The 24,877-nt window shown below is 55.6% G+C and carries 22 protein-coding genes; 16 read left to right on the top strand and 6 right to left on the bottom strand.

Annotated elements, in window-relative coordinates:
* Window positions 1-55: 55 nt before the first annotated feature.
* Window positions 56-1,075, bottom strand: a complete 1,020-nt coding sequence (locus CLV88_RS05195; RefSeq protein ID WP_106607317.1) for an ABC transporter permease — start codon at window positions 1,073-1,075, stop codon at window positions 56-58.
* Window positions 1,072-2,595 (bottom strand): sugar ABC transporter ATP-binding protein, encoded by a 1,524-nt coding sequence (locus CLV88_RS05200; protein WP_106607318.1) that lies wholly within the window; start codon window positions 2,593-2,595, stop codon window positions 1,072-1,074. The genes CLV88_RS05195 and CLV88_RS05200 overlap by 4 nt, the downstream gene beginning before the upstream one ends.
* Window positions 2,596-2,802: 207 nt before the next feature.
* Between CLV88_RS05200 and CLV88_RS05205 the strand changes: the two genes are divergently transcribed.
* The 8 genes from CLV88_RS05205 to CLV88_RS05240 all read left to right on the top strand — a co-directional run bounded on the left by CLV88_RS05205 (window position 2,803) and on the right by CLV88_RS05240 (window position 11,532).
* Entirely contained in the window at window positions 2,803-3,834 is a 1,032-nt protein-coding gene (locus CLV88_RS05205) for a LacI family DNA-binding transcriptional regulator (RefSeq protein ID WP_106607319.1), read from the top strand.
* Window positions 3,835-4,237: 403 nt separating this feature from the next.
* Window positions 4,238-5,071: an FAD binding domain-containing protein gene (locus CLV88_RS05210; RefSeq protein WP_106607320.1), complete on the top strand. Its 834-nt coding sequence runs from the start codon at window positions 4,238-4,240 to the stop codon at window positions 5,069-5,071.
* A gap of 12 nt (window positions 5,072-5,083) precedes the next feature.
* The gene (locus CLV88_RS05215) at window positions 5,084-5,578 is read left to right on the top strand and encodes a (2Fe-2S)-binding protein (RefSeq protein WP_106607321.1); all 495 of its coding nucleotides are present in this window, start codon (window positions 5,084-5,086) and stop codon (window positions 5,576-5,578) included.
* The gene (locus CLV88_RS05220; protein WP_106607322.1) at window positions 5,575-7,995 is read left to right on the top strand and encodes an aerobic carbon-monoxide dehydrogenase large subunit; all 2,421 of its coding nucleotides are present in this window, start codon (window positions 5,575-5,577) and stop codon (window positions 7,993-7,995) included. The genes CLV88_RS05215 and CLV88_RS05220 overlap by 4 nt, the downstream gene beginning before the upstream one ends.
* A gap of 111 nt (window positions 7,996-8,106) precedes the next feature.
* On the top strand, window positions 8,107-8,961 hold the full coding sequence (locus CLV88_RS05225) for an AAA family ATPase (RefSeq protein WP_243403576.1): 855 nt from the start codon (window positions 8,107-8,109) through the stop codon (window positions 8,959-8,961).
* Window positions 8,961-10,142 (top strand): vWA domain-containing protein, encoded by a 1,182-nt coding sequence (locus CLV88_RS05230; RefSeq protein WP_207797020.1) that lies wholly within the window; start codon window positions 8,961-8,963, stop codon window positions 10,140-10,142. The genes CLV88_RS05225 and CLV88_RS05230 overlap by 1 nt, the downstream gene beginning before the upstream one ends.
* Window positions 10,143-10,150: 8 nt before the next feature.
* Window positions 10,151-10,966, top strand: a complete 816-nt coding sequence (locus CLV88_RS05235) for an XdhC family protein (protein WP_106607324.1) — start codon at window positions 10,151-10,153, stop codon at window positions 10,964-10,966.
* Window positions 10,967-11,079: 113 nt separating this feature from the next.
* Window positions 11,080-11,532 (top strand): SRPBCC family protein, encoded by a 453-nt coding sequence (locus CLV88_RS05240; RefSeq protein WP_106607325.1) that lies wholly within the window; start codon window positions 11,080-11,082, stop codon window positions 11,530-11,532.
* A gap of 40 nt (window positions 11,533-11,572) precedes the next feature.
* Here CLV88_RS05240 and CLV88_RS05245 read toward each other — a convergent pair whose 3' ends face one another.
* Window positions 11,573-12,436 carry a MurR/RpiR family transcriptional regulator gene (locus CLV88_RS05245; protein WP_243403577.1) on the bottom strand — a complete coding sequence of 288 codons (864 nt, stop codon included), beginning with the start codon at window positions 12,434-12,436 and terminating at the stop codon, window positions 11,573-11,575.
* Window positions 12,437-12,559: 123 nt separating this feature from the next.
* Here CLV88_RS05245 and CLV88_RS05250 point away from each other — a divergent pair, with 123 nt between their 5' ends.
* From CLV88_RS05250 to CLV88_RS05265, 4 genes are read left to right on the top strand one after another with little or no spacing between them, the layout of a single operon-like run.
* Complete coding sequence (locus tag CLV88_RS05250; RefSeq protein ID WP_106607327.1) at window positions 12,560-13,342, top strand: N-formylglutamate amidohydrolase; 783 nt, start codon at window positions 12,560-12,562, stop codon at window positions 13,340-13,342.
* Window positions 13,339-13,923 (top strand): TRAP transporter small permease subunit, encoded by a 585-nt coding sequence (locus CLV88_RS05255; RefSeq protein WP_106607328.1) that lies wholly within the window; start codon window positions 13,339-13,341, stop codon window positions 13,921-13,923. Before CLV88_RS05250 ends, CLV88_RS05255 begins: the two co-directional genes overlap by 4 nt.
* Entirely contained in the window at window positions 13,920-15,239 is a 1,320-nt protein-coding gene (locus CLV88_RS05260) for a TRAP transporter large permease (protein ID WP_106607329.1), read from the top strand. Before CLV88_RS05255 ends, CLV88_RS05260 begins: the two co-directional genes overlap by 4 nt.
* Window positions 15,240-15,292: 53 nt before the next feature.
* The gene (locus CLV88_RS05265; protein ID WP_106607330.1) at window positions 15,293-16,327 is read left to right on the top strand and encodes a TRAP transporter substrate-binding protein; all 1,035 of its coding nucleotides are present in this window, start codon (window positions 15,293-15,295) and stop codon (window positions 16,325-16,327) included.
* Window positions 16,328-16,349: 22 nt separating this feature from the next.
* Here CLV88_RS05265 and CLV88_RS05270 read toward each other — a convergent pair whose 3' ends face one another.
* Window positions 16,350-17,006 (bottom strand): ceramidase domain-containing protein, encoded by a 657-nt coding sequence (locus CLV88_RS05270; RefSeq protein ID WP_106607331.1) that lies wholly within the window; start codon window positions 17,004-17,006, stop codon window positions 16,350-16,352.
* 69 nt (window positions 17,007-17,075) lie between these two features.
* On the opposite strand from CLV88_RS05270, the gene CLV88_RS05275 reads away from it, so the two are divergent.
* From CLV88_RS05275 to CLV88_RS05285, 3 genes are read left to right on the top strand one after another with little or no spacing between them, the layout of a single operon-like run.
* On the top strand, window positions 17,076-17,768 hold the full coding sequence (locus tag CLV88_RS05275) for a metal-dependent hydrolase (RefSeq protein WP_106607332.1): 693 nt from the start codon (window positions 17,076-17,078) through the stop codon (window positions 17,766-17,768).
* A gap of 28 nt (window positions 17,769-17,796) precedes the next feature.
* Complete coding sequence (locus CLV88_RS05280; protein WP_106607333.1) at window positions 17,797-18,765, top strand: nuclear transport factor 2 family protein; 969 nt, start codon at window positions 17,797-17,799, stop codon at window positions 18,763-18,765.
* On the top strand, window positions 18,765-19,943 hold the full coding sequence (locus CLV88_RS05285) for a M24 family metallopeptidase (protein ID WP_106607334.1): 1,179 nt from the start codon (window positions 18,765-18,767) through the stop codon (window positions 19,941-19,943). Before CLV88_RS05280 ends, CLV88_RS05285 begins: the two co-directional genes overlap by 1 nt.
* On the opposite strand, the gene CLV88_RS05290 is transcribed toward CLV88_RS05285, so the two are convergent.
* Complete coding sequence (locus CLV88_RS05290; RefSeq protein WP_106607335.1) at window positions 19,940-20,389, bottom strand: nucleoside deaminase; 450 nt, start codon at window positions 20,387-20,389, stop codon at window positions 19,940-19,942. The two genes, CLV88_RS05285 and CLV88_RS05290, sit on opposite strands and share 4 nt — an antisense overlap.
* 63 nt (window positions 20,390-20,452) lie before the next feature.
* On the opposite strand from CLV88_RS05290, the gene CLV88_RS05295 reads away from it, so the two are divergent.
* Window positions 20,453-21,247: a pseudouridine synthase gene (locus CLV88_RS05295; protein ID WP_106607336.1), complete on the top strand. Its 795-nt coding sequence runs from the start codon at window positions 20,453-20,455 to the stop codon at window positions 21,245-21,247.
* 20 nt (window positions 21,248-21,267) lie between these two features.
* On the opposite strand, the gene dnaE is transcribed toward CLV88_RS05295, so the two are convergent.
* The gene (gene dnaE / locus CLV88_RS05300; RefSeq protein WP_106607337.1) at window positions 21,268-24,786 is read right to left on the bottom strand and encodes a DNA polymerase III subunit alpha; all 3,519 of its coding nucleotides are present in this window, start codon (window positions 24,784-24,786) and stop codon (window positions 21,268-21,270) included.
* Window positions 24,787-24,877: the final 91 nt, after the last annotated feature.

Here is a 24,877-nt window from a genome sequence, read left to right on the forward strand (position 1 = left end):
CGCCGGTTGTTTCTTTGGCGGGGATGACAGGCCCCGTTTTAGGATGTGAAACTACTTAAGTTGTGCGGATCTTCGATTTACCCCAACTGGCCCGTTGCAGCATAACGGCTACAATGATGATCAATCCTTGCATCGTTCCGTTCAGATAGTTCGAGATCATGTCTGTGAAGTTCAGAATGTTGCCAATAGTTGTAAGGATCAGCGCCCCAAGGATTGTCCCGCCAATCCGGCCATACCCCCCCTTGAGGACCGTGCCTCCAATGATCACTGCCGCTATGGCTTCAAGTTCCCACAAAACACCTGTTGTCGAAGATGCTGACCCCAAGCGAGGCACATAAATGATAGTTGCCACTGAGACGCACACGCCTTGGATCACATAGGTTAAGGTTTTGACCCGATCCACTTTGATTGCAGAATACTTGGCGACAGCCTCGTTTGATCCGATCGCCGTGCAATAACGCCCAAATGCGGTTCGGTTCAAAAGAAACCAACCAGCGACCGATACGATGATAAAAGCCCAGACCGGGATCGGCAGGCCCAGAAAACTGTCGTAATAAACAGGGCGATAGGTGCCGCGCAGGTCGAAATTCAGCGACAACGTGCCGCCATCCGCAAAATACGTCACTAAAGACCGGTAGATGCCCATTGTCCCTAACGTGACAATAAAGGCTTCGATTTTGCCCTTGGTCGTCAAGACACCGTTAATAAGCCCTGCCCCAAAACCTAGAATTACTGAACATCCACAACCCAGCAGGACTGTCGCGACTCCCGTGCCAAACGCATCGACTGCGCTGTTCATGATAATGATCATGACTCCTGCAATCGCCGCTGCCATTGATCCGACCGAAAGATCAATCCCACCCGCCGTGATAACAAAGGTTGCCCCGATGGCGATAATCCCAATGAACGCAGAGCGCGTCAGAAGGTTCGTCAGATTTCCCTCACTCAGGAATGCAGGGTTCAACAAAAATCCGATCACGCAGAGCACAAGCAGCGCAATTGCCGGTCCGGCCGTTTTGATGTCAAACTGCATCGACCTTCCTTTCAACTCTGAATTCGTAGTAACTTCGCTCATGCCGCTTCCTCCTGTTTAAGGCCGGCCGCGTAGCGAACGATCTCGGCTTCGTTGATGTGATCACCTGTCAAAGATCCCATGACTCTGCCCTCTCGCATCACGATCACACGATGACAAAGTCCAATAATTTCGGGCATTTCAGACGAAATCACCACCACAGACACGCCCTCGGCCGCAAGCGCAGCGATGAAATGATACACCTGCTGTTTTGTGCCAACATCGATGCCGCGTGTCGGCTCATCGATGACTACAATGCGCGGCTCTGCCTCCATGACCTTGGCCAACAACAGTTTTTGCTGATTGCCGCCAGACATGTCGCCCACGTTGATACTCGGGTCTCTAGCACGGATGTCAAAACGCCGAATGGCACGTTTCAACGCGACCTCTTCTGCCGCCTTATCCAATCGCAATCGTTTTACAAATTGATTCAGCGCAAACAGCGTTAAATTGGGCCGCATGCGCTGCTGCATAAGCAAACCCTTGGATTTGCGATCTTTGGTCAGATACGCAATGCCCGCATCCCGCGCCTTGGCAACCGAACCGAAATTGGCTGATTGTCCTGCGACGAACACCTCGCCATTTTCAATAGGTATTAACCCGCACACCGCCTCGAACACCGCCGTACGACCTGCGCCGATCAATCCTGAAAACCCGAGGATTTCACCTTGACGCAATTTGAAGGAAACGTCGCGAATGCCCTTACCGCTCAGCCCCTTCACCTCCAAAATGGTATCGGCATCAAAGTCCACTTCGTTCATCGGAGGATAAAGATCGGACAGCTCGCGCCCGACCATCATCTGCGCCATTGCATCTGGCGTAAGTTGATCGGCATCTTGCGTTGCGATCCACTGCCCGTCGCGCAAGATCGTCACCCGATCAGAAATTTCTTTCACTTCGCCGAGCTTGTGCGAAACGAATACAATTGCGACGCCTTGTTCCTTCAATCGGCGCACTTGTCTAAAGAATATTTCAGTTTCTGCTTCCGTTAGTACAGCAGTGGGCTCATCCATAATCAGAACACGAGCATCTCGGCTGATTGCCTTCACGATTTCGACCATTTGCTTCTCCGCAATTGATAGGTCAGAAATCCGCGAAGCTGGTGAAATATCCAATCCCACCGCATCTAGATAGCCGCGCACCTTTTGGCGCATCTCCACTCGGCTTAGAACACCGCCACGCCTCAACTCTCGCCCCAGAAAAACATTTTCCTCAACGGTCATCTGTTCAGCAAGGTTAAGCTCTTGGTGAATCAGCACGATACCCAGATGCTCTGCTTCACCGTTGGGCGGCAGCTTGACCTCCGTTCCATCCAATAGAATTCGACCCGAAGTGGGTTTGTGAAATCCGGAAAGGGTCTTTATGAGCGTCGATTTGCCGGCACCATTTTCGCCAATTAGAGAGTGAACCTCTCCAGGTCGAATGTCAAAGCTGACACTAAAAAGCACCGGCACAGACCCAAACGACTTGCTGACACGTTCCGCGGCAAGGATTGCCGTTTCTTTCTTCGGACTCTTTTGCATATCGGCTCCCCCCGAATAGCACACCGATTTTCCCCAAGTGTGCGCGCTGTTTGACCGATGTAAACCTTTTCATCATTTATGTAAACCTTTACATACTACAATGTAAACCTTTTCAATGCAAAACAGCGGAGGTATAGACATTCCTAAGCAACTGGAGTTGAACCTAAATTTCCTCGAAGGGCACTTCCACAATCCGGAATCAACTTAGTGAACGAAAACAGCAACAAACCCGCAACAATCGAAGATGTCGCTAAATTGGCAGGCGTCTCAATTGCGACGGTTAGCCGTGCGATTCGAAAGCCTGAGAAAGTCGCTGAAAGCACCCGCAAAAAGGTGACACAAGCCATTGCTCGAACTGGCTATACCGCAAACGCAATGGCCCAGAATCTGCGGATGCAGCGCTCTAAAATGGTCATGGTGCTGACATCCTCAATTGCAGACCCCAATTTCCCCGGCATCCTGATTGGGCTGGAAAAGACCGCGAATGAGCGAGGATACGGTGTTTTGATCGGCAATACGGAAGGCACTATCTCCCTTGAGGAAAACTACCTCCGGTTTTTGTCCGCTGGCATGGTGGACGGGCTTGTCCTGTTGACGGGTCATTTACCTGTCGCAGGCTGGCCCAAGAGCCCTGCTGGCTCGTTCCCTCCAATGGTTGCTGCAACATGCCCTGCGTCCGGCGCGTCAATACCCTATATCGGTACGGACGATGTTGCCGCCGCCAAGATGGCGACTGAATATCTCGTCTCACTTGGCCACAAAAGGATCGTTTACGTTGGCGCGGGTTCCAGCGATCACATCTCTGACCTGCGCCACCTTGGTTATCGCAAAGGATTGGAGGAATCCGCCACTCCCATTGAGGATTGGCGCGTCGATGGCGACGGTAGCAGCGAGGGTGGGCGTGCCGTTGTGGAACGCTTGTTTATCAAAGACACCCTTCCAACGGCCTTCTTTTGCTACAACGATGACACCGCGATTGGTGTAATCAGCGCATTGCGGCTACGCGGTCACAACGTACCCAGAGACTTTTCTGTAATTGGGTTTGACGACATTCCCTTTGCCAACAATATTACCCCCGCTTTGACAACGATCCGCCAGCCAAGAAACAAAATTGGCGAAATCGCAATGGCGACCTTACTGGACCAACTCAGCAGCCCTACGAAAGAGGCGTTCCAAACGTTGCTTCACGGCGACCTCGTCGTTCGCGAGAGTTGCGGTCCAACAAAAAGCGAAGTTTAACGCTCAAAGGCACACGCCAGTACCCAATGTGGATGTCTCGCTTTTTTTGTGAGTGGGTACGGCTACTCTTTGGAGGTTTTGGGCAGCGAATTATTTCTGTTTTTTCGCTTCCTTTCCCAAGCCTCCAAGAACCAAAGCTCTTGACGGACCTATTGGCGCAATACGTCACAACTCAACGTTTTCCAGGCTGACCAAGCAACACACGATCCAGATACGACAGGCTAGCGAGCAGCCTTAATATCGGTTTGCACCACCGTCCCAAAAGTCGTTTTTCGTGCACGCCATTCGCATTTCGTGCACAAACACCTGTTTTTCATGGCCCAATCGTTGGTCGAACAACTTCTATCCGGCACAGATTTCGAACGCTTACGTAAGCAGGAAGTCAAACCGGGAGGAACTAGGGATGATCCCAGCTAATTTTGAATACCATCGGCCGTCAGAAATCTCTGCCGCAATTGGTATCATTCAGCAACATGGAGACGAGGCGCGCGTGGTCGCCGGGGGTCACAGCCTGATCCCGATGATGAAACTGCGAATGGCCGAAATGGGTCACCTTGTAGATCTTCAGGACATAGAGGAACTCAAAGGTATCGAATTCTCCGATAGCTCTGTCGTTATGGGGGCAATGACAACCCAGCATGAGCTGATCGACAACGCCGACCTTGCCTCGCGTCTACCCATCTTGCGCGAAGCCGCTCTGCAAATCGCCGACCCGCAGGTTCGTTATATGGGTACCGTCGGCGGGAATGTCGCTAACGGCGATCCGGGTAACGACATGCCGGGCTTGATGCAGTGCCTCAATGCCACCTTCGAAGTTGTCGGCCCCGATGGCAGGCGCTCTATCCCTGCCCGTGATTTTTACGAAGCTGCGTATTTCACCGCGCGCGAAGATGAGGAAATCTTGACCAAGATTTCCATTCCTGTACCCGCTACCGGAACCGGCTACGCCTATGAAAAACAAAAACGCAAAATTGGTGACTACGCCACTGCCGCCTCTGCGGTCATGATCGGGAACGGTGCCGCATCAATTGCAATGACAAACTTGTCCGACACGCCAATCTGGTCTGAGGCCGCTGGCACTGCCCTCGCCGCCGGTGATGTCGACGGCGCCGTCGCCGCCGCCCTGGATGCCATTGACCCGCAAGAGGACATGCGCGGCCCTGTCGAATTCAAGAAACATGTGGCCGGCGTTATTCTACGCCGCGCCATCGCCCGCGCTCAAAGCCGCGTCGGGTAAGGGAGAAATACCATGAGCAAAATGCACGTCAAACTGAACCTCAACGGCGAAGAAGTTGAAGGTCTGGCAGAGCCACGCACCCTTCTGATCCACTTCTTGCGCGAGAACCTTAAGGTAACCGGCCCACATATCGGATGCGAAACCTCGCATTGTGGCGCCTGCACTGTCGATATCGACGGCAAGTCTGTAAAATCCTGCACCGTTTTTGTCGGGCAAGTGAACGGCAAAGACGTCACTACAGTCGAGGGACTCGTGAATGATGACGGCTCACTCGGCATTATTCAGGAAATGTTCCGTGAACATCACGGTCTGCAGTGCGGCTTCTGCACCCCCGGTATGATTACCCGCGCGCATCGGTTGCTTCAGGAGAATCCAAACCCAACCGAGAAAGATATCCGCTTTGGCATGGCTGGCAATCTCTGCCGCTGCACTGGATACCAGAACATCGTCAAGGCAATCGCGGCATCCGCCGACATGATGAACGCTCAAAAGGAGGCAGCGGAATGAAGGACGAAGTACCCACCACCGAAGAACGCGTCGCCAACCTCAAGGGCATGGGCTCATCGCGCAAACGTGTCGAAGATGTCCGCTTTACCCAAGGCCGGGGCAACTATGTCGACGATATCAAACTCGACGGCATGTTGTTTGGCGATTTTGTACGTTCTCCCTATGCCCACGCGCGTGTCACCACGATCCACACTGAAGAAGCAATGAAGGTTCCCGGCGTGCTTGCCGTGATCACCGCAGCCGACCTCGAACCACTCGGCCTGCATTGGATGCCAACGCTGGCCGGAGACAAGCAGATGGTTCTGGCTGACGGCAAAGTGCTGTTTCAGGGACAGGAAGTCGCCTTTGTTGTCGCAACCGACCGTTACGCCGCCGCCGATGGCGTTGAAGCCGTCGAAGTGGATTACGAAGAACTGCCCGTCGTCGTGGACCCTTTCAAGGCAATGGAACCGGACGCCCCCGTGCTGCGCGAAGACCTCGAAGGCCAGACCGAAGGTGCGCACGGCCCGCGTCGCCATCACAATCACATCTTCACGTGGGAACAGGGAGACAAAGACGCGACCGAAGCCGTTATGGCCGAGGCAGACGTTGTTGCCGAAGAGATGATCTACTACCACCGTACCCACCCCAGCCCGCTGGAAACCTGCGGCTCGGTGGCATCGATGGACAAGGTGACAGGCAAGCTGACCCTTTGGGGCACATTCCAGGCCCCTCACGCGATCCGCACAGTGGTTTCCTTGATCTCTGGTATTGCCGAGCACAATATCCGTGTCATCTCACCCGATATCGGCGGCGGTTTTGGCAATAAGGTCGGCGCCTATGCGGGGTATGTCTGCTCGGTTGTCGCCTCAATTGTCACCGGCAAGCCCGTGAAATGGGTCGAAGACCGCATGGAAAACCTTATGTCCACCGCCTTTGCGCGCGACTACTGGATGCAGGGAAAAATCGCGGCAACCAAGGAAGGCAAGATAACTGGCCTGTGGTGCCACACCACAGCAGATCACGGCGGCTTTGACGCATGCGCCGACCCGACCAAGTTCCCGGCCGGTTTCATGAACATTTGCACCGGGTCCTATGACATCCCCACAGCCTATCTGGCGGTGGACGGGGTCTATACCAACAAGGCTCCGGGCGGCGTGGCATATCGCTGTTCGTTCCGAGTAACTGAGGCGGCCTATTTCATCGAGCGCATGATCGAAGTACTCGCGATCAAGTTGAACATGGACGCCGCCGAACTGCGCCGGATCAACTTTATCAAAAAAGAACAGTTCCCATATAACTCGGCTCTGGGTTGGGAATATGACTCGGGCGATTATCACACCGCTTGGGACAAGGCGCTCAATGCGGTTGGATATGACGACCTGCGCGCAGAACAGGCCCAACAGCTTGAAGATTTCAAGGCTGGCAAGACCCGCAGGCTTATGGGCATCGGACTGACACACTTCACCGAAATCGTCGGCGCCGGGCCAGTCAAAAACTGTGATATCCTAGGGCTTGGCATGTTCGACAGTTGCGAAATTCGCATCCACCCCACAGGATCGGCGATCGCGCGCCTTGGCACAATCAGCCAAGGTCAGGGCCACGCCACAACCTTTGCCCAGATCATCGCTAGCGAGATCGGCATACCCGCCGATGACATCACACTGGAAGAAGGGGACACCGATACGGCACCGTATGGGCTTGGCACCTATGGCTCTCGTTCCACTCCGGTGGCCGGAGCGGCGACGGCCATGGCTGGACGCAAGATAAAGGCCAAGGCCCAGATGATCGCAGCGTATCTTCTTGAGGTGCATGACGACGATGTCGAATTCGACGTGGATCGCTTTGTGGTCAAAGGCGCGCCAGAGCGGTTCAAGACGATGAAGGAGATCGCTTTTGCCGCCTATAATCAAGCTATTCCGGGTGTGGAACCAGGCCTTGAGGCGGTCAGCTACTATGACCCTCCCAACATGACCTATCCTTTCGGGGCCTATATCTGTGTGCTAGACATTGATGTGGACACTGGCGAAGCAGAGGTACGCAAGTTCTATGCGCTGGATGATTGTGGCACGCGGATTAATCCGATGATCATCGAAGGGCAGGTACATGGCGGCCTGACCGAGGCACTGGCCATCGCGATGGGACAAGAGATTGCCTATGACGAAATGGGCAACAACAAATCTGCGACGTTGATGGACTTCTTTATCCCCACGTCTTGGGAAACGCCCAACTACGAAACCGATCACACCACCACCCCTAGCCCGCATCACCCGATCGGTGCCAAGGGTGTTGGCGAAAGTCCGAATGTCGGTGGCGTTCCTTGTTTCTCAAATGCGGTGCATGATGCGTTCCGCCCATTTGGGCTAACGCAGAGTCACATGCCCCATGACCATTGGCGCATCTGGAAGACGGCCAATGGCTTGGGGCTGCACAGCTGAGTGCGGATTAACTGAGAGAGGTTTCGGATCGGCCTTTGGCCGATCCGACCGAAGCGGGGGCCAGCCCCCGCACCCCCGAAGTATTTCTGGCAAGATGAAGAGAAGCGGCCCGTGACCCATTTGGAACTGCAAGGAAGTTTGAGCGCAACCGGCTATGTGGCCGATGAAAGCTTATCGATGGCGTTGCACTTGGCGCTTGCACTGGGCCGCCCACTTCTGATTGAGGGGCCCGCTGGTGTAGGAAAGACTGAAATTGCCAAGGCACTAGCCGAAATGCAGAGCATCGAATTGATCCGTCTGCAGTGTTACGAGGGGCTGGATGCCTCGCACGCGATCTATGAATGGAATTACCAGCGCCAACTTCTCTCAATCCGGGCGGAAAACACTTCTGAAGAAGAATTGTTTTCGGAAAAGTACCTGCTGAAACGTCCTCTTTTACATGCAATTTCGCGAGACAAGGCTCCGGTACTTCTGATCGACGAGATTGATCGGGCGGACGAAGAGTTCGAGGCATATCTTTTGGAAATTCTATCGGATTTCCAGATCACCATCCCGGAACTTGGCACGATCCACGCCAAGACACGCCCGATTGTGATTCTAACGGCGAATGGCACCCGCGACCTCTCGGACGCGCTGCGCCGCCGCTGTCTTTATGTTTACGTCGACTATCCCGACCGTGACAGTGAGCTGGCAATTTTGCGAAAACGCGTGCCTCATGTCGAAGACCGACTCGCACGTCAGATTGTTGGCACCGTGCAGGCCATCCGCCGCGAAGATCTCGACAAAACCCCTGGTATTGCCGAAATGCTTGACTGGGCCGCTGCGCTCTCAGGGCTTGGTGTCAACGACCTGACCGAAGACCGCGCGACGTTACAGGCGACCCTCGTTTGTCTGTTGAAAACCGCAGCGGACCGCGGCGCGCTGCCGCCAGAAGTGCTTGATCGTATCCTTGGAAAAGTCGCCTGATGGTCGTCACACACTTTCCCTCTCGCGCTGCTGGCGTGGCCGACCGTATGTCAGGGTTCATCGCGCATCTGCGATTGAATGGGCTAAAGCTCGGCCCCGGTGAAACAGGCGAGGCGCTGACCGCTTTGACCCAGGTTTCAGCGACTGACGTTCAAGAAGTGCGTCTTGCGCTCAAGACGCTCCTGGTGCCTGACGCGGACACTTGGAGTACGTTCGATGCTCTCTTTGATGCCTATTGGTTTAATGCAGGCAAAACCCGATCTGGCACTGCGTCCACTCATGTCCGGACTCAATCTGCACGCCCAACACTTTGGCAACCTCATCTAAATGGTGCGGGGGCCGACACCGAAGGCCAGAACGAAACTACACCCAGTCATGGTGATGGCGACGCTGAAGGGGTCGACGGCCGCCTCATTGCAACGCGCTCAGCAAACCTTCGCAAACGCGACCTGCGCGAACTGATGGATGAAGAGACATTGCGCGAGGCGGAGGCCGCCGCGCGTCGTCTGGCTCAGGCGATCCGCGACCGCCGTTCGCGCCGCCGCAAGCGCAGCCAGCGTGGCGCATTGCTCGATCTTCGCCGCATCCAGCGAACAAGCCTCGCCAGAGGCGGAGAGCTGCTAGACCTGCATTATCGCAAACGTCCAGACCGCTCGATGCGCATCGTTGCAATTGCCGATGTTTCAGGCTCAATGACCGTGTACTCACGCGTCTTTCTTGCCTTCATCAAGGGTCTCATCGACACCGACACCAGTGCAGACGCATATCTCTTTCACACCCGCCTCATGCGTATCACTCCAGCTTTGCGCGATCACGATACTCTGCGCGCGGCTGGGCGGCTTTCACTCATGGCCGAAGGCTTTGGCGGTGGCACCGATATCGGCGGCTGCCTTGCAAATTTTGTCAAAAACCACGCCGCCAAAGCAGTGAACAACCGAACCGTCGTGCTGGTATTGTCTGATGGCTATTGCACCGGAACGCCAGAAGCTCTCGCCGACAGCCTGTCAAAAATTCGCCGCAAGGCGCGTCGAGTTGTCTGGCTCAATCCGCTGTTGGGTTGGAAAGACTACGCCCCGGTCAACGCGGGTATCACTGCTGCGTTGCCGCATATCGATGCCCACCTCCCCGCCAACACGCTTGATGCGCTCGCCGCGCTTGAGCCACAGTTTGCCAAGCTATGAGGCCATCCATGGGACACTTTGATATCTTCGACACGATAGATACCCTGCGCCAATCCGGCGAACCATTCTGTGTCGCTACCGTGGTTCGCACGGCCGATGTGACCTCTGCCAAAGCGGGAGCAAAAGCCGCTGTGACGTCTTCGGGTGAGATCATTGGCCATTTGGGCGGCGCTTGCGTTCAGCGCGCTGTTCGCAGCGCCGGGCAAGTGGCCATTGACTCAGGAGAGACAGGCGTGATCCGCGTAAAACCATCAAGCAAAGTCGTGGATCTCACTGATCAGGACGGCGCTCAAGTTTACAAAAGTGGCTGCCCGTCTGGCGGCACTGTGGATGTTCTGATCGAGCCCTACGTTCCTCCTCCCAAGCTTGTCATCTTTGGCAACACACCGATCAGCCGCGCCCTTGCTGCCCATTCTGCACTAGCAGGATACCGCGTCGTTACACCTTCTGAAATGAACTTCGCCGAGTCGGTCGAAACTTTTGCTGATCACGACATCAGCGCGCTCACAATCACCACGCGCGACTTCGTGGTCGTCGCGTCTCAGGGCGCAAAAGATGGCGTTGCCCTGCGCGCGGCCCTCGAAAGTCCGGCACGGCGCGTGTCGATGATCGCCTCTCGTCGCAAGGCCAACGCCTTGACCGCCAAACTTGCCGCTGACATCCCACAGGACAAGATCGACCGGCTTAAGTCCCCGGCAGGTCTCGACCTCAAAGGCATCGATCCTCAGGAAATCGCGCTCTCGGCGCTTGCCGAGATTGTCATTTGGCGCAACACCGACGCCAAGGCCCCAAACTCCGGAGACAGCCATGAAAACACTGCGTAACTGGATCACGCGCTGGCGTGCACCTCAAGCAAGCGCCCTTACACCGGAAGAGCGCGCCGAACTTGCTCTGCGCAGCTTTCCCAAATGTTGTTGACCTAAAGGACCCATAAGACATGGAACTAAATGACGAAATCCGCATACCTGCGCCCAAACAGGTGGTTTACGACGCGCTCAATGATCCCAACATACTGCGCCAATGCATCCCCGGTTGCGAAGAGCTGATCCAGCACTCCCCATCCGAGCTTGAGGCCAAAGTCGTGCTCAAGATCGGACCGGTCAAAGCCCGTTTTGCCGGGACTGTGGAACTCGACCAATCGGGGGCACCCGATGGCTTTTCTCTCTCCGGAGAAGGCAAGGGCGGCGCAGCAGGTTTCGCCAAGGGCGGCGCCAATGTCACCCTAACAGAAGACGGAGACGAAACTATTCTGGCTTACACTGCAACTGCAGATGTCGGCGGTAAAATCGCCCAGCTTGGCAGCCGCTTGATCAAAGGAACGGCCAAAAAACTCTCTGGCGCATTCTTCAAGAAATTCGCCGAAGTTGTCGGAGAGTCAGTCGAGGCTTAACAGTATTTGGGACGCGCGCTGGAAACCACCGCGTCCCAATCTATCGATTGGCGTTTTGGCCAAATTTGCGAAACAATCGGGTGCGGTCAAAGGCTTGCTCAAGCTCTTCGGTACGCGATTTGACTGACTCCCACAATCGTTCCTGCGTTTCCGCAATCGCACATTCCAACAATACCAAAACCGCCGCCATGGAATCCCAAGCTGACGGTGCCGCAACCCGCATTCCAAAAGTGTGTTTGGCAAACCTGTGAATAGGCGAGCGCCATTGATCCGTGACCAAAACAATCTCAGCGCCACGCTCATGACACATCTGACCTATTGTCAGCGTCGTGTTTTCATAACGCCGTACATCCAGCGCCACCAAAACATCCCCCTCCCGCACCTCCAAAAGGTCATGCGTCCATGATGCCGCCTCAGGCAATAGCCGCACATCCGGGCGTACCATTTGTAGATGCAGGTAAAGATACTGTGCCAAAGCCCCGGTGATCCGACCGCCCGCAATGAAAATCCGGCGATCCGGGTCACACAACAGACTACAAAGGCTGTCAAACTCTGCGGGATCAATATCTTCAAGGCTCCGGCGCTGGTTCTCAATCGCTCTGGCGCCGAACCGGTTCAGAATGTGCTCGTCCGGCAATTCCGATTTCCACTCATCCCGCTTGGCAGCTGGATCTAAAATCATCGCCTTCAGCTCTAAACGCACTTGTGCCTGAAACTGCGGATAACCGCCAAAACCTGCCTTTTGCAACATCCGCGCGACAGTCGTTGTCGAAACTTTTGCGATCCCAGCCAATTCGGTGATACTGCCAAGCCCTACCACAGGATAATCGTCCAACAACGCTTGAACCAACTGCCGCTCACTAGGCGTCATCTGGTCACGCGCGGCCATTATCCTGTCGATCACCCGCACTCTTTCACCTCTCTTGCTGCCCCATAATGTCAAAAATTAGCCACCTCAATCAAGAGTGGAAAATTCCATGCAGGAAAATTATTGACAGACGCTCCAGCTCCGTGAAACTTTTCACAGATGGACACCTCATCTTTCAACGAGTCGCGATCCAGCGACGCCACTTTCGGCCCCGCGGTGCATGTCACGCCATCTAAGTCGGCCCCGTCCATCATTGTCGTGTGCGAACATGCCACAAACCGCGTACCCGAAACGCTTGGAACTCTCGGCCTTGATGCCCAGTCACTCGACGCGCATATCGCATGGGACCCAGGTGCGCTCGGTGTGGCACAAGCCCTGAGCCAACACCTCGACGCGGTTCAGGTGCATGGGGGCATCTCGCGGCTCGTCTATGATTGCAATCGCCCACCCCAAGCGCATGACGCAATTCCCGTCACCAGTGAAATCTTCGCGATCCCCGCTAATGCCAACCTGTCGGAAAAGGACAAGGCTGTTCGGGCCGCCAACGTTTACGCCCCTTTCCGCGACATGCTCTCCCAAACCATCACAAACAATCGCGACACGCTGGCCCTGATGGTAACTGTGCACAGCTTTACCCCAATCTACCGCGGCCAACCGCGCGACGTCGAACTTGGCCTTTTGCACGGCAAAGACCCCCGGTTTGCCACAGCAATGCTGGCCGCCAAACCGGCAAGCATCACCCTTAACACCCAGCTCAACGCGCCCTACTCGGCCACCGACGGTGTCGCCCATACGCTCGACGTTCACGCCGCACCGATCAACTTGCTGAACGTTATGCTCGAAATCCGCAATGACCTGATCCAGACATCAGCCCAGCAAAGCGAAATCGCTGAAGCGCTCGCGCTATGGATCAGCACGACGCGTGACGGGTTCACCTCATGATCCGCGTCATGTCCGGATATGTGTGTATTGTTGATGCCGTGAACTATCGCATCGGACGCGTGATGATGTGGGGCCTCTTCGTGATGATGGGCATCCTCCTGTGGTCTTCAATCTCGAAAACCTTCTTCCTGCCGTCCCTCTGGACACTGGAACTCGCCCAATTTGCCATGGTCACCTATTATATCATGGGCGGCCCCTACTCGATCCAGCTCGGCTCAAACGTCCGCATGGACTTGTTCTATCACAGCTGGAGTGACCACCGGAAAGCATGGTTCGATGCCTTCACAGTGCTACTTTTGATCTTCTATCTTGGCATTCTCTTTTACGGAGGCTTAGGCTCCACGGCCTATTCTCTGGGGTATTGGGGCGACAACCCGTTTGCCTTCTTCACTGGCCTCCTAAACGGGTCCGAGGAAATCGGACGCATGGAACGTGCCTCATCGGCTTGGCGTCCCTTTATCTGGCCCGTCAAATCCATCATGGTATTCGGCTTCTTCCTGATGCTGCTTCAGGCCATCTCGGAATTTCTAAAGGACATTGCCCGCATCAAAGGGCACGAGATCGGGGTGGCCCGCACATGAGCCAGGAATATATCGCGATCTTCATGTTCGCCTCAATGATGTTGATGCTCTTTACCGGGCAACGCGTGTTTGGCGCCATTGGCGCTGTTGCCTCCATCGCTGCGCTCGCGCTGTGGGGCACGGGCGGGTACGACATTCCATTCTCTGCGGCCATGAAGCTGATGAAATGGTATCCATTGCTCACGCTGCCGATGTTCATTTTCATGGGCTATGTGCTCAGCGAAAGCAAACTCGCCGACGATCTCTATCGGATGTTCCACGTCTGGATGGGGCCGATGAATGGCGGCCTTGCCATTGGCACAATTGCCCTCATGGTGCTTGTATCAGCAATGAACGGTCTCTCGGTGGCGGGTATGGCTATCGGCGCGACCATTGCCCTACCCGAATTGCTACGACGCGGTTACGACAAGATCATGGTGACCGGTGTGATACAGGCCGGTTCAAGCCTCGGCATCCTTGTGCCCCCCTCCGTGGTACTGGTGCTCTACGCCATGATCGCACGTCAACCCGTGGGACAACTCTGGCTTGCTGGAGTTATTCCAGGCCTGATGATGGCGGCGATGTTCATCTTCTACATATGGCTGCGCTGCCGCCTCCAACCCGAACTGGGTCCGGCTATGCAAGACGCCCATCTCGTTTCACGCGCCGAGAAACTCCGTGTGCTTGGCGCGGGTATCCTGCCACTTGCGATTTTCGCCGCCATGATGGTCCCATTTGTTAACGGTTGGACCTCGCTTGTCGAAAGCTCCGCCATCGGTGCGCTTACAGCTCTTGTAGCCTCGATCCTCAAGCGGCGTATGACATGGGCGATCTTTGAACTTTGCACCAAACAAACGTTGGCGATCTCTTGCATGTTCATGTGGATCATCCTTGCCGCCCTCGGCTTTGGTGCGGTCTTTGATGGCCTTGGCGCGGTTAAAGCCATCGACAACCTCTTTACCGAACAAATGGGTCTTGATCCGTGGACGATCCTAATCCTGATGCAGCTCAGCTTTATCATCATGGGTACGTTCCTCGATGACACTGCAATGCTGGTCATCGTCGCGCCGCTCTACGTCCCCTTGGTTAAAGTGCTCGGCTTTGATCTCATCTGGTACGGTGTGCTCTACACGATCACGACCCAAATTGCCTACATGACGCCACCGTTCGGCTATAACCTGTTTCTGATGCGCGCCATGGCCCCACCAGAAATTGGCCTCAAGGATATCTATCGTTCCATCATCCCATTTGTCGGGGTCATGGTTCTTGCCCTCGCAATCATTATGGCCTTCCCGCAAATCGCGCTTTGGCTGCCAAATTTTGTTTACGGAAAATAACGAGAATGCCCTAAGGCATCGCTGATTAGAAACCAACTGGAGAGGATAAACCAATGACAACAAGACGTAATTTCCTAAAAACCACCGCCCTTGGCGCCGCAGCGGCCCCGCTGGCCGCGCCTGCGCTTGCCCAATCCACGATTAAATGGCGGATGCAGACCTATGCGGGCGCTGCCCTTGCTGCTCATGTCATCGATCCTGCAATCGAGATGTTCAACAAGATCGCAGGCGACCGTATGCAGATCGAATTGTTTTATGCCGATCAGCTGGTCCCCACCGGAGAGCTTTTCCGCGCCATGCAAAAGGGCACCATCGACGCCGTGCAATCGGATGACGATTCCATGGCCTCCCCCACCGAAGTCACAGTGTTCGGAGGCTACTTCCCGTTCGCCTCGCGCTATTCGCTCGATGTACCGGTGCTGTTCAACCAGTACGGTCTGGCCGAAATCTGGGACGAAGAATATTCCGCCGTTGGTGTAAAACACATCTCAGCTGGCGCATGGGATCCGTGCCATTTTGCCACTAAAGACCCGATCAACTCGCTTGCTGATCTCAAGGGAAAACGCGTCTTTACCTTCCCAACCGCAGGCCGCTTCCTGTCACAATTCGGCGTGGTGCCGGTATCGCTGCCTTGGGAAGACATCGAAGTCGCCGTGCAAACCGGCGAACTCGACGGCATTGCATGGTCTGGCATAACCGAGGATTACACCGTCGGCTGGGCAGATGTGACCAACTACTTCCTGACCAACAACATCTCGGGCGCATGGGCAGGATCGTTCTTTGCCAATATGGACCGCTGGAACGAACTGCCCGAAGATCTCCAGACGCTGTTCAGGGTTTGCTGTGATCAGTCACATTACTACCGTCAATGGTGGTATTGGGGCGGAGAGGCCAACCTGCGCGTCAACGGAACCAAAATGCAGCTGACCACGATCCCGGATGACGATTGGGCACAGGTCGAAACAGCCGCCATTAAGTTCTGGGACGAAATCGCAGCCGAAAGCCCCACCAAGGCCAAGGTTGTCGACATATTCCGTAAATACAATGCCGACATGCAGGCCGCTGGCCGCCCATATCGCTACGGTTAACCAAAGTTTCGCAAGGCGGGGTTCATACCTCGCCTTGCGTCTTCAAATGCCGCCGCAACACTTCGATCATCCATCCCAGCATGATCGCATTCAGCACATGCCAAAGGAAGTGCGTCCCTAGCGGAATTGCATCGCAAATCGGCTCGTCCAGACTGCGCATCACCAGCGAAACAACCAGTATCGCCGCCCCAATGCCCAGCCCTTTTGCTACGTTCGGCACCCTGGCGCGCAGCAAAACCGCATAGATCGCAATCAAGGTTGGCACCGGCCAATACCCCGCAGAACTGCCGATAAACGGCACCATCTGAAACAACGGCACCGTCACATAAGCATACGGAAAAAACAGCACCGTCGCGCCCAGCGCCGCGAACCAGCGCATCCCCCAATAATACCGGTTCGCCGCCCAGATATAGATCAATACATAAATCGCGATAGGCACCACATCCGCGACCGCAGACCAAACTTCGGCATGGGTGTGAAACAGGTAGCTTCCTAGCCCAATCATCCCCAGCACCACGCACAGTAATCGCGCAGTACCTAACCCCGGTTCCTGCACACGTCGCCACATGACATACGCCGCAATCAAAAACGCTAGGTTTGTGACCGCATTAACCGGTTCCGCCCAATACATCGGCCCCAATCGCTCGCAATAACCGTCAATCTGACGTGTCCAATCCATTGCGCCCTTTCCAGAATCCAATCCCGTGCTAACCTGATGGCAACATACGTCATTTCAAGGGGCACTCACATGCAAATCATCTGGCTCGGCCACGGCTCGTTCCGCATCGAAACTGGCGACAAGGTTCTTCTCCTTGATCCATGGCTCACGGGCAACCCAGTCTTGCCCGAGGAACAGCATGATACGGCCATTGGCGGGGCCACGCACCTTGTGTTGACCCATGCCCATTTTGACCACGTCGCCGATATGCTGCCTCTGGCCCGCAAGCTCTCAATCCCCGTTGTTGGGCAATACGATCTTATGGGCCATTGGGAAGAACACGAGAAAATCACCACTATCGGCTTTAACAAAGGCGGTACGGTCGACTTCGGCGGTGTTTCACTCTCCATGGTCCCCGCCTCCCACAGCACCTGTTTTGGCACGCCAGACGGACCGAAATCTTCAGGCACCGAAGTTGGCTATATGCTGCGCGCAGAAGGTAAAACAGTCTACATTTCTGGCGATACCGACATCATGGCTGACATGGATTGGATGGGCGACTACTACAAACCAGATGTAGGCATCCTTTCCGCCGGCGGTCATTTCACCATGGACATGAAAGGAGCCGCCTACGCCGCCAAACGCTATTTCAACTTTCATACGGTGATCCCCTGCCATTACGGCACATTCCCGATCCTTGAACAGTCAGCCCAAGCGCTGATCGACGGTTTGCCCGGCGTCAACGTGATCGAACCTACTGTCATGCAGGCGATCGCAATATGACACTCATTGTCTGCACTCAGGCTCCGCCATGACCGAACATTCCGCCGAAATAGAAGCCATCGTACGCCGTTTCACATCGTCGATACGCGACCACAATGTAGAAGACCTGCCGCACTACTTTTCGCTTTCCGCCGCCACCACCTATATCGGCACCGCCGTCGGTGAAATCTGGCAAGGGCAGATTGTCCGCGATGGCATCGCTGCGCATCTGGCCGAAGTACCCGATTTCACCGAAAGCGATGTCCAGATTGACGCGTTCGAAAACGGCTCTACTGGGTGGGCGACCTACCAAAGCAAGTTCAAGTTCCACTCAACAGGGGCAACCGGTACGCACCGCGCGACCTTTGTGTTTGTTCTGGAACACGGCGCGTGGAAGTTAATTCAGCACCACATTTCCGAGGCCACATCCAACATCGAAAAGCTGGGAATCGAGCACACAGCATTTGCCGATCTGCTCACCGCCGCAGAAGCCGGCACTTTCGATTTTGGCTCTGAAGGTCTCGCCACGATCATGTTCACGGACATCGTAGACAGCACACGCATCGCTCTAAATCTCGGTGATCGGCAATGGCTGCAACAACTAGATGATCATATCACAAAGGTGACAGAGATCATCGAACAACATAGCGGCACATTGGTGAAATCACTTGGTGATGGAACCATGTCCGCCTTCCCTTCTGCAAGCAATGCGCTCACAGCGGCACAAGCAATTCGCCATATGACAAGCCAATCCTCACAAGAACCTGCTCTTGTTGTGCGCATCGGACTGCATACAGGCGAAGTCATTCGATCTCGGGACGATTTTTTTGGGAATGTCGTAAACAAAGCAGCTCGTATAGCTGGCTCAACCTTGGCTGGTGAAATTCGCCTGTCTGATGCAACGCACTTGATCTCTGGCATCTCCACCGAACTAGATTTCTCTGAACCTGAAATATTATCGCTCAAGGGAATCCCGGGTGACCACATAACCTACCTGCTCATAGCCAAGGACACATAATGCCCGCCAGTGATTTCAGCACCAACGAATACAACGCTCGTATCGCAAAAACTCGCATCGCAATGACAGAACAGGGCATCGACACGCTCATCGTTGCCGACCCGTCAAACATGGCGTGGCTCACGGGTTACGACGGGTGGAGCTTTTATGTCCCGCAAGCTGTCATCTTGCACGCGGCCGGCGACCCAGTTTGGTGGGGCCGCACCCAAGACCGCCCCGGTGCCGCCCAAACAACATGGCTGCCAGCCGACAACCTGCTCGACTGGCCCGAAGAACACGTTCAGCACCCTGACCACCACCCGTACGAGGCGCTTGTGACCCATCTACGCGACCGTGGCTGGACCAAATCCCTCGGCGTTGAAATGGACAACTACTATTATTCCGCCGCATCCCATCGCGTCCTCTCGGATGCATTAGGCGCGGATAACATCGCGGACGCAACCGGCCTTGTGAATTGGCAACGTGCCGTCAAAAGCGACGCCGAACTCTTAATGATGCGCAAAGCAGGCCGCCTTTCCGCTCATATGCACGCCACATTGCGCGCTGGATTTAAATTAGGTCGCCCTAAGCACGAACTTGTTGCCGAAGTTCAGGCTGCCGGTATCGCAGGCTTGCACGACCTTCCCGGCGACTACGCCGCAATCGCCCCAATCGCACCCTCCGGTCGCGAAGCCTCCGCCTCCCACATAACGTGGAACAACCGGCCACTGACAGCAAACGAGGCCACCTATTTTGAAATCTCCGGCTGTTATCACCGCTACCATTGCCCGATTAGCCGCACTCTCTTCGTCGGAGAACCGCCTGCCGATATCCGCCGCGCGGAAGAGGCGGTTCTTAGCGCCATTGCCGATACATTCGCAGCTGCAAAACCCGGAACGACATGCGAAGACGTCGCGGCTTGTGTTTACGAAAGTTTCGCCCGCGCCGGATACGTCAAAGGCAATCGAACCGGATATCCAGTCGGCCTCAGCTACCCACCAGATTGGGGCGAACGCACCATGAGCCTGCGACCCGGTGACACCACTCCACTCAAGGAAAATATGACCTTCCACCTGATGCCCGGCCTGTGGACCCCTGACTGGGGTGTCGCCATCACCGAAAGCTTCGTGATCACGCCAACCGGCGGTCAACCACTTGCCGACATCCCACGGGAAATCCACACTATCCCGAGCGCCTAGCGCATCCGTGCAAAAAACGCTTTCAGCAACCGCTCGGATTCAACAGCACCAATCCCGTCATACACTTCGGGCACATGATGGCTCTGGGGATGCGAAAACACGCGTGGCCCTTGCGCTACGCCGCCAGATTTCGGGTCAGCTGCTCCATAATACACACGTGCAATCCGCGCCTGCGATATCGCACTTGCACACATCGGACACGGCTCCAGCGTCACGTATAGGTCGTGCCCCGCCAGCCGTTCACTTCCCAGGATCCGGCACGCCTCACGGATTGCGACAATCTCTGCATGTGCGCTCGGATCACACCATTCCCGCACCCGGTTGCCCGCCGCCGACACGACCTTCCCGTCGGGCGAAACCACAACCGCTCCAACGGGCACTTCTCCGCGCTTCTCCGCTGCACGCGCTTCTTCCAGCGCCTGTTCCATTTGGCTTGTAAATGTCATGCACTCTGACATGCCCCGCCTTGCCCCCTTTCGCAATCCCCCAAACCCGGTTACAGGAAGTGCATGACCCAAGACAGCCAATCCCCGTCCACACCTCAGGGCGACCGCATCGCCAAAGTCCTCGCCCGAGCCGGAGTCGCCTCCCGCCGCGAGGCTGAACGCATGATCGAAGCAGGCCGCGTCTCAGTGAATGGCAAAAAGCTATCCTCCCCGGCGCTCAACGTCACGGTCAAAGATCGCATCACGGTTGACGGCAAGCCCATTCGCGAGGCAGAGCCCGAGCGGATCTGGCTCTATCATAAACCTTCGGGCCTTGTGACGACGAACAAGGATGAAAAGGGGCGCGAAACGATCTTTGATCACCTGCCCGAAGACCTTCCGCGCGTCATGACTATCGGTCGTCTTGATCTCAACTCCGAAGGGCTGTTGCTGCTGACCAACGATGGCGGCGTCAAACGCAAACTCGAACTCCCATCTACCGGATGGTTGCGCAAATATCGCGTCCGCATCAATGGCCGCCCTACCGAAGACACGTTTGCCCCGCTGCGCAATGGCATCGTTGTTGAACGCGAGCATTTTCAACCAATGGAGATCACACTTGACCGCCAACAAGGTGCAAATGCTTGGGCCACCATTGGTTTGCGCGAAGGCAAAAATCGTGAAATCCGCCGCGCGATGGAGGCTATAGGCCTAACCGTAAATCGCCTGATCCGCGTCTCGTACGGGCCCTTTCAACTCGGCGATCTCAAAGCGGGCAAGGTTGAAGAGGTGCGTCGTCGCATCGTGCGCGATCAACTCGGGCTCGACGGCGCCAAGCCACCAGAAGTTCGCAAAAAACCCGTGCGCAAACGCCGCTAACTGCGCGCGCGTTTCGCTCATCAGAACTCTTCGACGCTCATCACCCCATCCAGCGATTTCAATGCGCCTTTGATTTGCGGGTTCACCGGGAACTCGGCCTTTAAATCCATCTCCACGTCCCCCGGCAACTCCGGGTCCAGCAGACACACCATCACTGGCCCCTTCGGCACCCCGCGCAGGCTTTCTGCCGCGCCCTGCAACACATTTGCCACCGGCGCCACGGCCTCTGCCCGCTCAAGGAATATCCTTAGCCCAACCGCGCCCGCATCCGCGACAATCGTGTCCACCGGGGCCACCGACTGCGCAAGCAGCTTAAGCTGATCGCTTTCCATCTCGGCTTTTACGGTCACAACGACCTTGGCTCCGGTTTCCAAGAACTCACGAGATTTTTCAAGCGTCTCGCTAAAAATCGTCACCTCGTACGCCCCGGTCGGATCGCTCAACTGCGCAAACGCAAACCGATTGCCCCGCGCCGATTTGCGCTCTTGCCGCCCAGACACGCGCCCCGCAATCTTGGCAACGAGCGCGCCACCGCGCGCCTTTTCCGTCAACTCATCCAGCGTCAGAACCTTCTTACGCTTGAGCGCTCCCATGTAATCCTCAAGCGGGTGCCCAGACAGGAAGAACCCGATGGCGCGCGCCTCTTCATCCAGCCGTTCCGCAGGCAACCAATCCCCCACAGGTGACAATCGCGGCTCTGGCAAATCATCCCCTGCCTCGCCAAACAACGACACCTGATTGCTCGCCTTTTGTTCAAAAATTGCAGACGAATATCCAACCAGCGCATCTAGGCTGGCCAGCACGCGATGCCGATTTGGATCAAGCTGATCAAACGCCCCAGACCGCGCCAACATCTCCAGCGGGCGCTTGCCGACTTTCTTCAAGTCCACGCGCCGCGCAAAATCAAATAGCGTCGCAAACGGCTTTTCCGCACCGTCCACGTTGCGGCCCGCCACAACGAGGTTCATCGCCTCGACACCGACGTTTTTCAACGCACCTAACGCATAGACCAATGCACCATCAACTACCTTGAACATCGCATCCGAGCGGTTCACGCATGGCGGCACATACGGCAACTTCAGCGCCTTTTTGACTTCCTCAAAATAGACCGCCAACTTGTCCGTCAGGTGAATATCGCAATTCATCACCCCTGCCATAAACTCCACCGGATGGTTCGCCTTTAGCCATGCCGTTTGGTAAGACACCACCGCATAGGCCGCCGCGTGGGATTTGTTAAACCCATAGTTGGCGAACTTCTCCAGAAGGTCGAAAACTTCGGACGCCTTCTTGGCCGGCACACCGTTTTCCGCAGCCCCCTTCTCAAATTTAGGCCGCTCAGCGTCCATCGCCTCCTTGATCTTCTTACCCATCGCCCTGCGCAATAGGTCCGCTCCGCCAAGGCTATAGCCAGCCATAACCTGCGCAATCTGCATCACCTGTTCCTGGTAAACGATGATACCTTGGGTTTCTTCCAGAATGTGGTCGATCAGGGGATGCACTGATTCAATTTCACGCAACCCATTCTTGACCTCACAATAGGTCGGAATGTTCTCCATCGGCCCCGGGCGATAAAGCGCCACCAGCGCAACAATATCCTCGATACACGTCGGTTTCATCCGCTTAAGGGCATCCATCATGCCCGTCGATTCCACCTGAAACACCGCCACAGTTTTGGCCGACGCATAAAGCTTGTAGCTTGCTTCATCGTCCAGCGGGATGGCGTTGATCTCGTTCTCCGCCCCCTCTGCCGGCTCATAAAGCTGCGTACCATCCGCAGCGATGTGAATATGCCTCCCGGACGCATGTATCTGCTCGATTGCGTTTTGAATCACCGTCAGCGTCTTCAAACCCAAGAAGTCAAACTTGACCAAACCGGCCTGCTCAACCCACTTCATGTTGAACTGCGTCGCGGGCATATCCGAACGTGGATCTTGATATAGCGGCACCAACGCATCCAGCGGACGGTCGCCAATCACCACTCCCGCCGCGTGGGTCGAGGCGTTCCTCAGCAACCCTTCAACCTGCTGACCATAAGTCAGCAAACGGTCCACGACCTCTTCGTTGCGCGCCTCTTCGCGCAAACGCGGCTCATCCTGCAAAGCCTTCTCGATCGACACCGGCTTCACGCCTTCGACCGGGATCATCTTGGACAATCGGTCCACCTGCCCATAGGGCATCTGCAAAACCCGGCCAATGTCGCGCACCGCCGCCTTGGACAACAACGCACCAAAAGTGATGATCTGCCCCACTTTGTCCCGCCCATATTTCTGCTGCACATAGCGGATCACCTCTTCGCGGCGATCCATGCAAAAATCGATGTCGAAATCAGGCATCGATACCCGCTCTGGGTTCAAAAACCGCTCAAACAGCAGCGAATAGCGCAGCGGGTCCAAATCGGTGATCGTCAAGGCGTATGCGACCAGCGACCCCGCACCAGATCCACGCCCGGGCCCCACCGGAATGCCCTGATCTTTACCCCACTGGATAAAGTCCGCAACGATCAGAAAATACCCTGGGAACCCCATTCCCTCGATAATATCCAACTCGAAATCAAGCCGTTCCTGATATTCCTCCACCGATACCGCGTGCGGAATCACAGCAAGGCGTTTTTTTAACCCTTCATTGGCGATCCGGCGCAGTTCTGCCACCTCGTCATCCGCAAATTTGGGTAGGATGGGGTCGCGCAAATACGCCTTGAATGCACAGCGTTTGGCTATTTCTACGGTGTTTTCAATCGCCTCAGGCAAATCTGCAAACAGCGTGACCATCTCTTCGGGGGACTTAAAGTAATGCTGCGGCGTCAATCGCCGTCGCCCCTCCTGCTGATCGACATAGGCGCCCTCAGAAATACAGATCAGCGCGTCATGCGCCTCGTACATCTCCGATTTCGGGAAATAGACATCATTTGTCGCGACCAGCGGAATATCCATCGCATAGGCCATCTCGACAAACCCGCGCTCACTCAACCGCTCAGCCTCGGGCGCACCGCCCTCTCCCGGATGGCGCTGCAACTCGATATACAACCGATCGCCAAAGATCCGATGCAAACGCGAAATCAGCGCCTCGGCCTCCGCCCGCTGCCCGTGTCGTAACATCCTTCCCGCAGGCCCATCCGGTCCACCGGTCAAGCAAATCAACCCGTCAGAATGCGCCTCCAGCTCGTCTAGCGTGACCTGCGGCAACTGTCCGCCCTTGTCTACGTACAGGCACGAGCTCAATTTCATCAGGTTCTCATATCCTACTTCGCTCTGGCTCAGCAGTACGACTGGCGCAGGTGCTGGTGCCTGCGTTCGCCCGGATTGATCCGGATTTGGCATTTCCAGATCCACCTGACAGCCGATAATTGGCTGAATGCCTGCTCCGCTGGCCGTAACCGAAAACTCCAACGCCGCAAAAAGGCTGTTGGTGTCTGTAATCGCAACCGCTGGCATACTCATATCGGCGCACATTCCGGGCAATTTCTTTACCCGGACGGCCCCTTCCAAAAGCGAGTATTCAGTATGCGTGCGGAGATGAATGAATCGTGGTGTGCTGCTCATGCAGCCACTCTAGCCCAGCCCGCTAAGTTCCGAAATCCCGAACCGACCTGTCACCATCAAACTTGCATTGCTATGCTCGAAAAAGACGATC

Origin of the sequence: Shimia abyssi (genome assembly GCF_003014475.1) — a bacterium.
GTDB classification, from domain to species: Bacteria; Pseudomonadota; Alphaproteobacteria; order Rhodobacterales; family Rhodobacteraceae; genus Shimia; species Shimia abyssi.

What these genes read in the sequence shown, in the direction of transcription:
- CLV88_RS05240 (WP_106607325.1), top strand. Translation starts at nt 11,080, where the DNA reads ATGGAACTAAATGACGAAATCCGCATACCTGCGCCCAAACAGGTGGTT.
- CLV88_RS05280 (WP_106607333.1), top strand. Translation starts at nt 17,797, where the DNA reads ATGACCGAACATTCCGCCGAAATAGAAGCCATCGTACGCCGTTTCACA.
- CLV88_RS05255 (WP_106607328.1), top strand. Translation starts at nt 13,339, where the DNA reads ATGATCCGCGTCATGTCCGGATATGTGTGTATTGTTGATGCCGTGAAC.
- CLV88_RS05270 (WP_106607331.1), bottom strand. Translation starts at nt 17,006, where the DNA reads ATGGATTGGACACGTCAGATTGACGGTTATTGCGAGCGATTGGGGCCG.
- CLV88_RS05230 (WP_207797020.1), top strand. Translation starts at nt 8,961, where the DNA reads ATGGTCGTCACACACTTTCCCTCTCGCGCTGCTGGCGTGGCCGACCGT.
- CLV88_RS05290 (WP_106607335.1), bottom strand. Translation starts at nt 20,389, where the DNA reads ATGACATTTACAAGCCAAATGGAACAGGCGCTGGAAGAAGCGCGTGCA.
- CLV88_RS05215 (WP_106607321.1), top strand. Translation starts at nt 5,084, where the DNA reads ATGAGCAAAATGCACGTCAAACTGAACCTCAACGGCGAAGAAGTTGAA.
- CLV88_RS05295 (WP_106607336.1), top strand. Translation starts at nt 20,453, where the DNA reads ATGACCCAAGACAGCCAATCCCCGTCCACACCTCAGGGCGACCGCATC.
- CLV88_RS05260 (WP_106607329.1), top strand. Translation starts at nt 13,920, where the DNA reads ATGAGCCAGGAATATATCGCGATCTTCATGTTCGCCTCAATGATGTTG.
- dnaE (WP_106607337.1), bottom strand. Translation starts at nt 24,786, where the DNA reads ATGAGCAGCACACCACGATTCATTCATCTCCGCACGCATACTGAATAC.
- CLV88_RS05200 (WP_106607318.1), bottom strand. Translation starts at nt 2,595, where the DNA reads ATGCAAAAGAGTCCGAAGAAAGAAACGGCAATCCTTGCCGCGGAACGT.
- CLV88_RS05210 (WP_106607320.1), top strand. Translation starts at nt 4,238, where the DNA reads ATGATCCCAGCTAATTTTGAATACCATCGGCCGTCAGAAATCTCTGCC.
- CLV88_RS05275 (WP_106607332.1), top strand. Translation starts at nt 17,076, where the DNA reads ATGCAAATCATCTGGCTCGGCCACGGCTCGTTCCGCATCGAAACTGGC.
- CLV88_RS05250 (WP_106607327.1), top strand. Translation starts at nt 12,560, where the DNA reads ATGGACACCTCATCTTTCAACGAGTCGCGATCCAGCGACGCCACTTTC.
- CLV88_RS05195 (WP_106607317.1), bottom strand. Translation starts at nt 1,075, where the DNA reads ATGAGCGAAGTTACTACGAATTCAGAGTTGAAAGGAAGGTCGATGCAG.
- CLV88_RS05220 (WP_106607322.1), top strand. Translation starts at nt 5,575, where the DNA reads ATGAAGGACGAAGTACCCACCACCGAAGAACGCGTCGCCAACCTCAAG.
- CLV88_RS05265 (WP_106607330.1), top strand. Translation starts at nt 15,293, where the DNA reads ATGACAACAAGACGTAATTTCCTAAAAACCACCGCCCTTGGCGCCGCA.
- CLV88_RS05285 (WP_106607334.1), top strand. Translation starts at nt 18,765, where the DNA reads ATGCCCGCCAGTGATTTCAGCACCAACGAATACAACGCTCGTATCGCA.
- CLV88_RS05235 (WP_106607324.1), top strand. Translation starts at nt 10,151, where the DNA reads ATGGGACACTTTGATATCTTCGACACGATAGATACCCTGCGCCAATCC.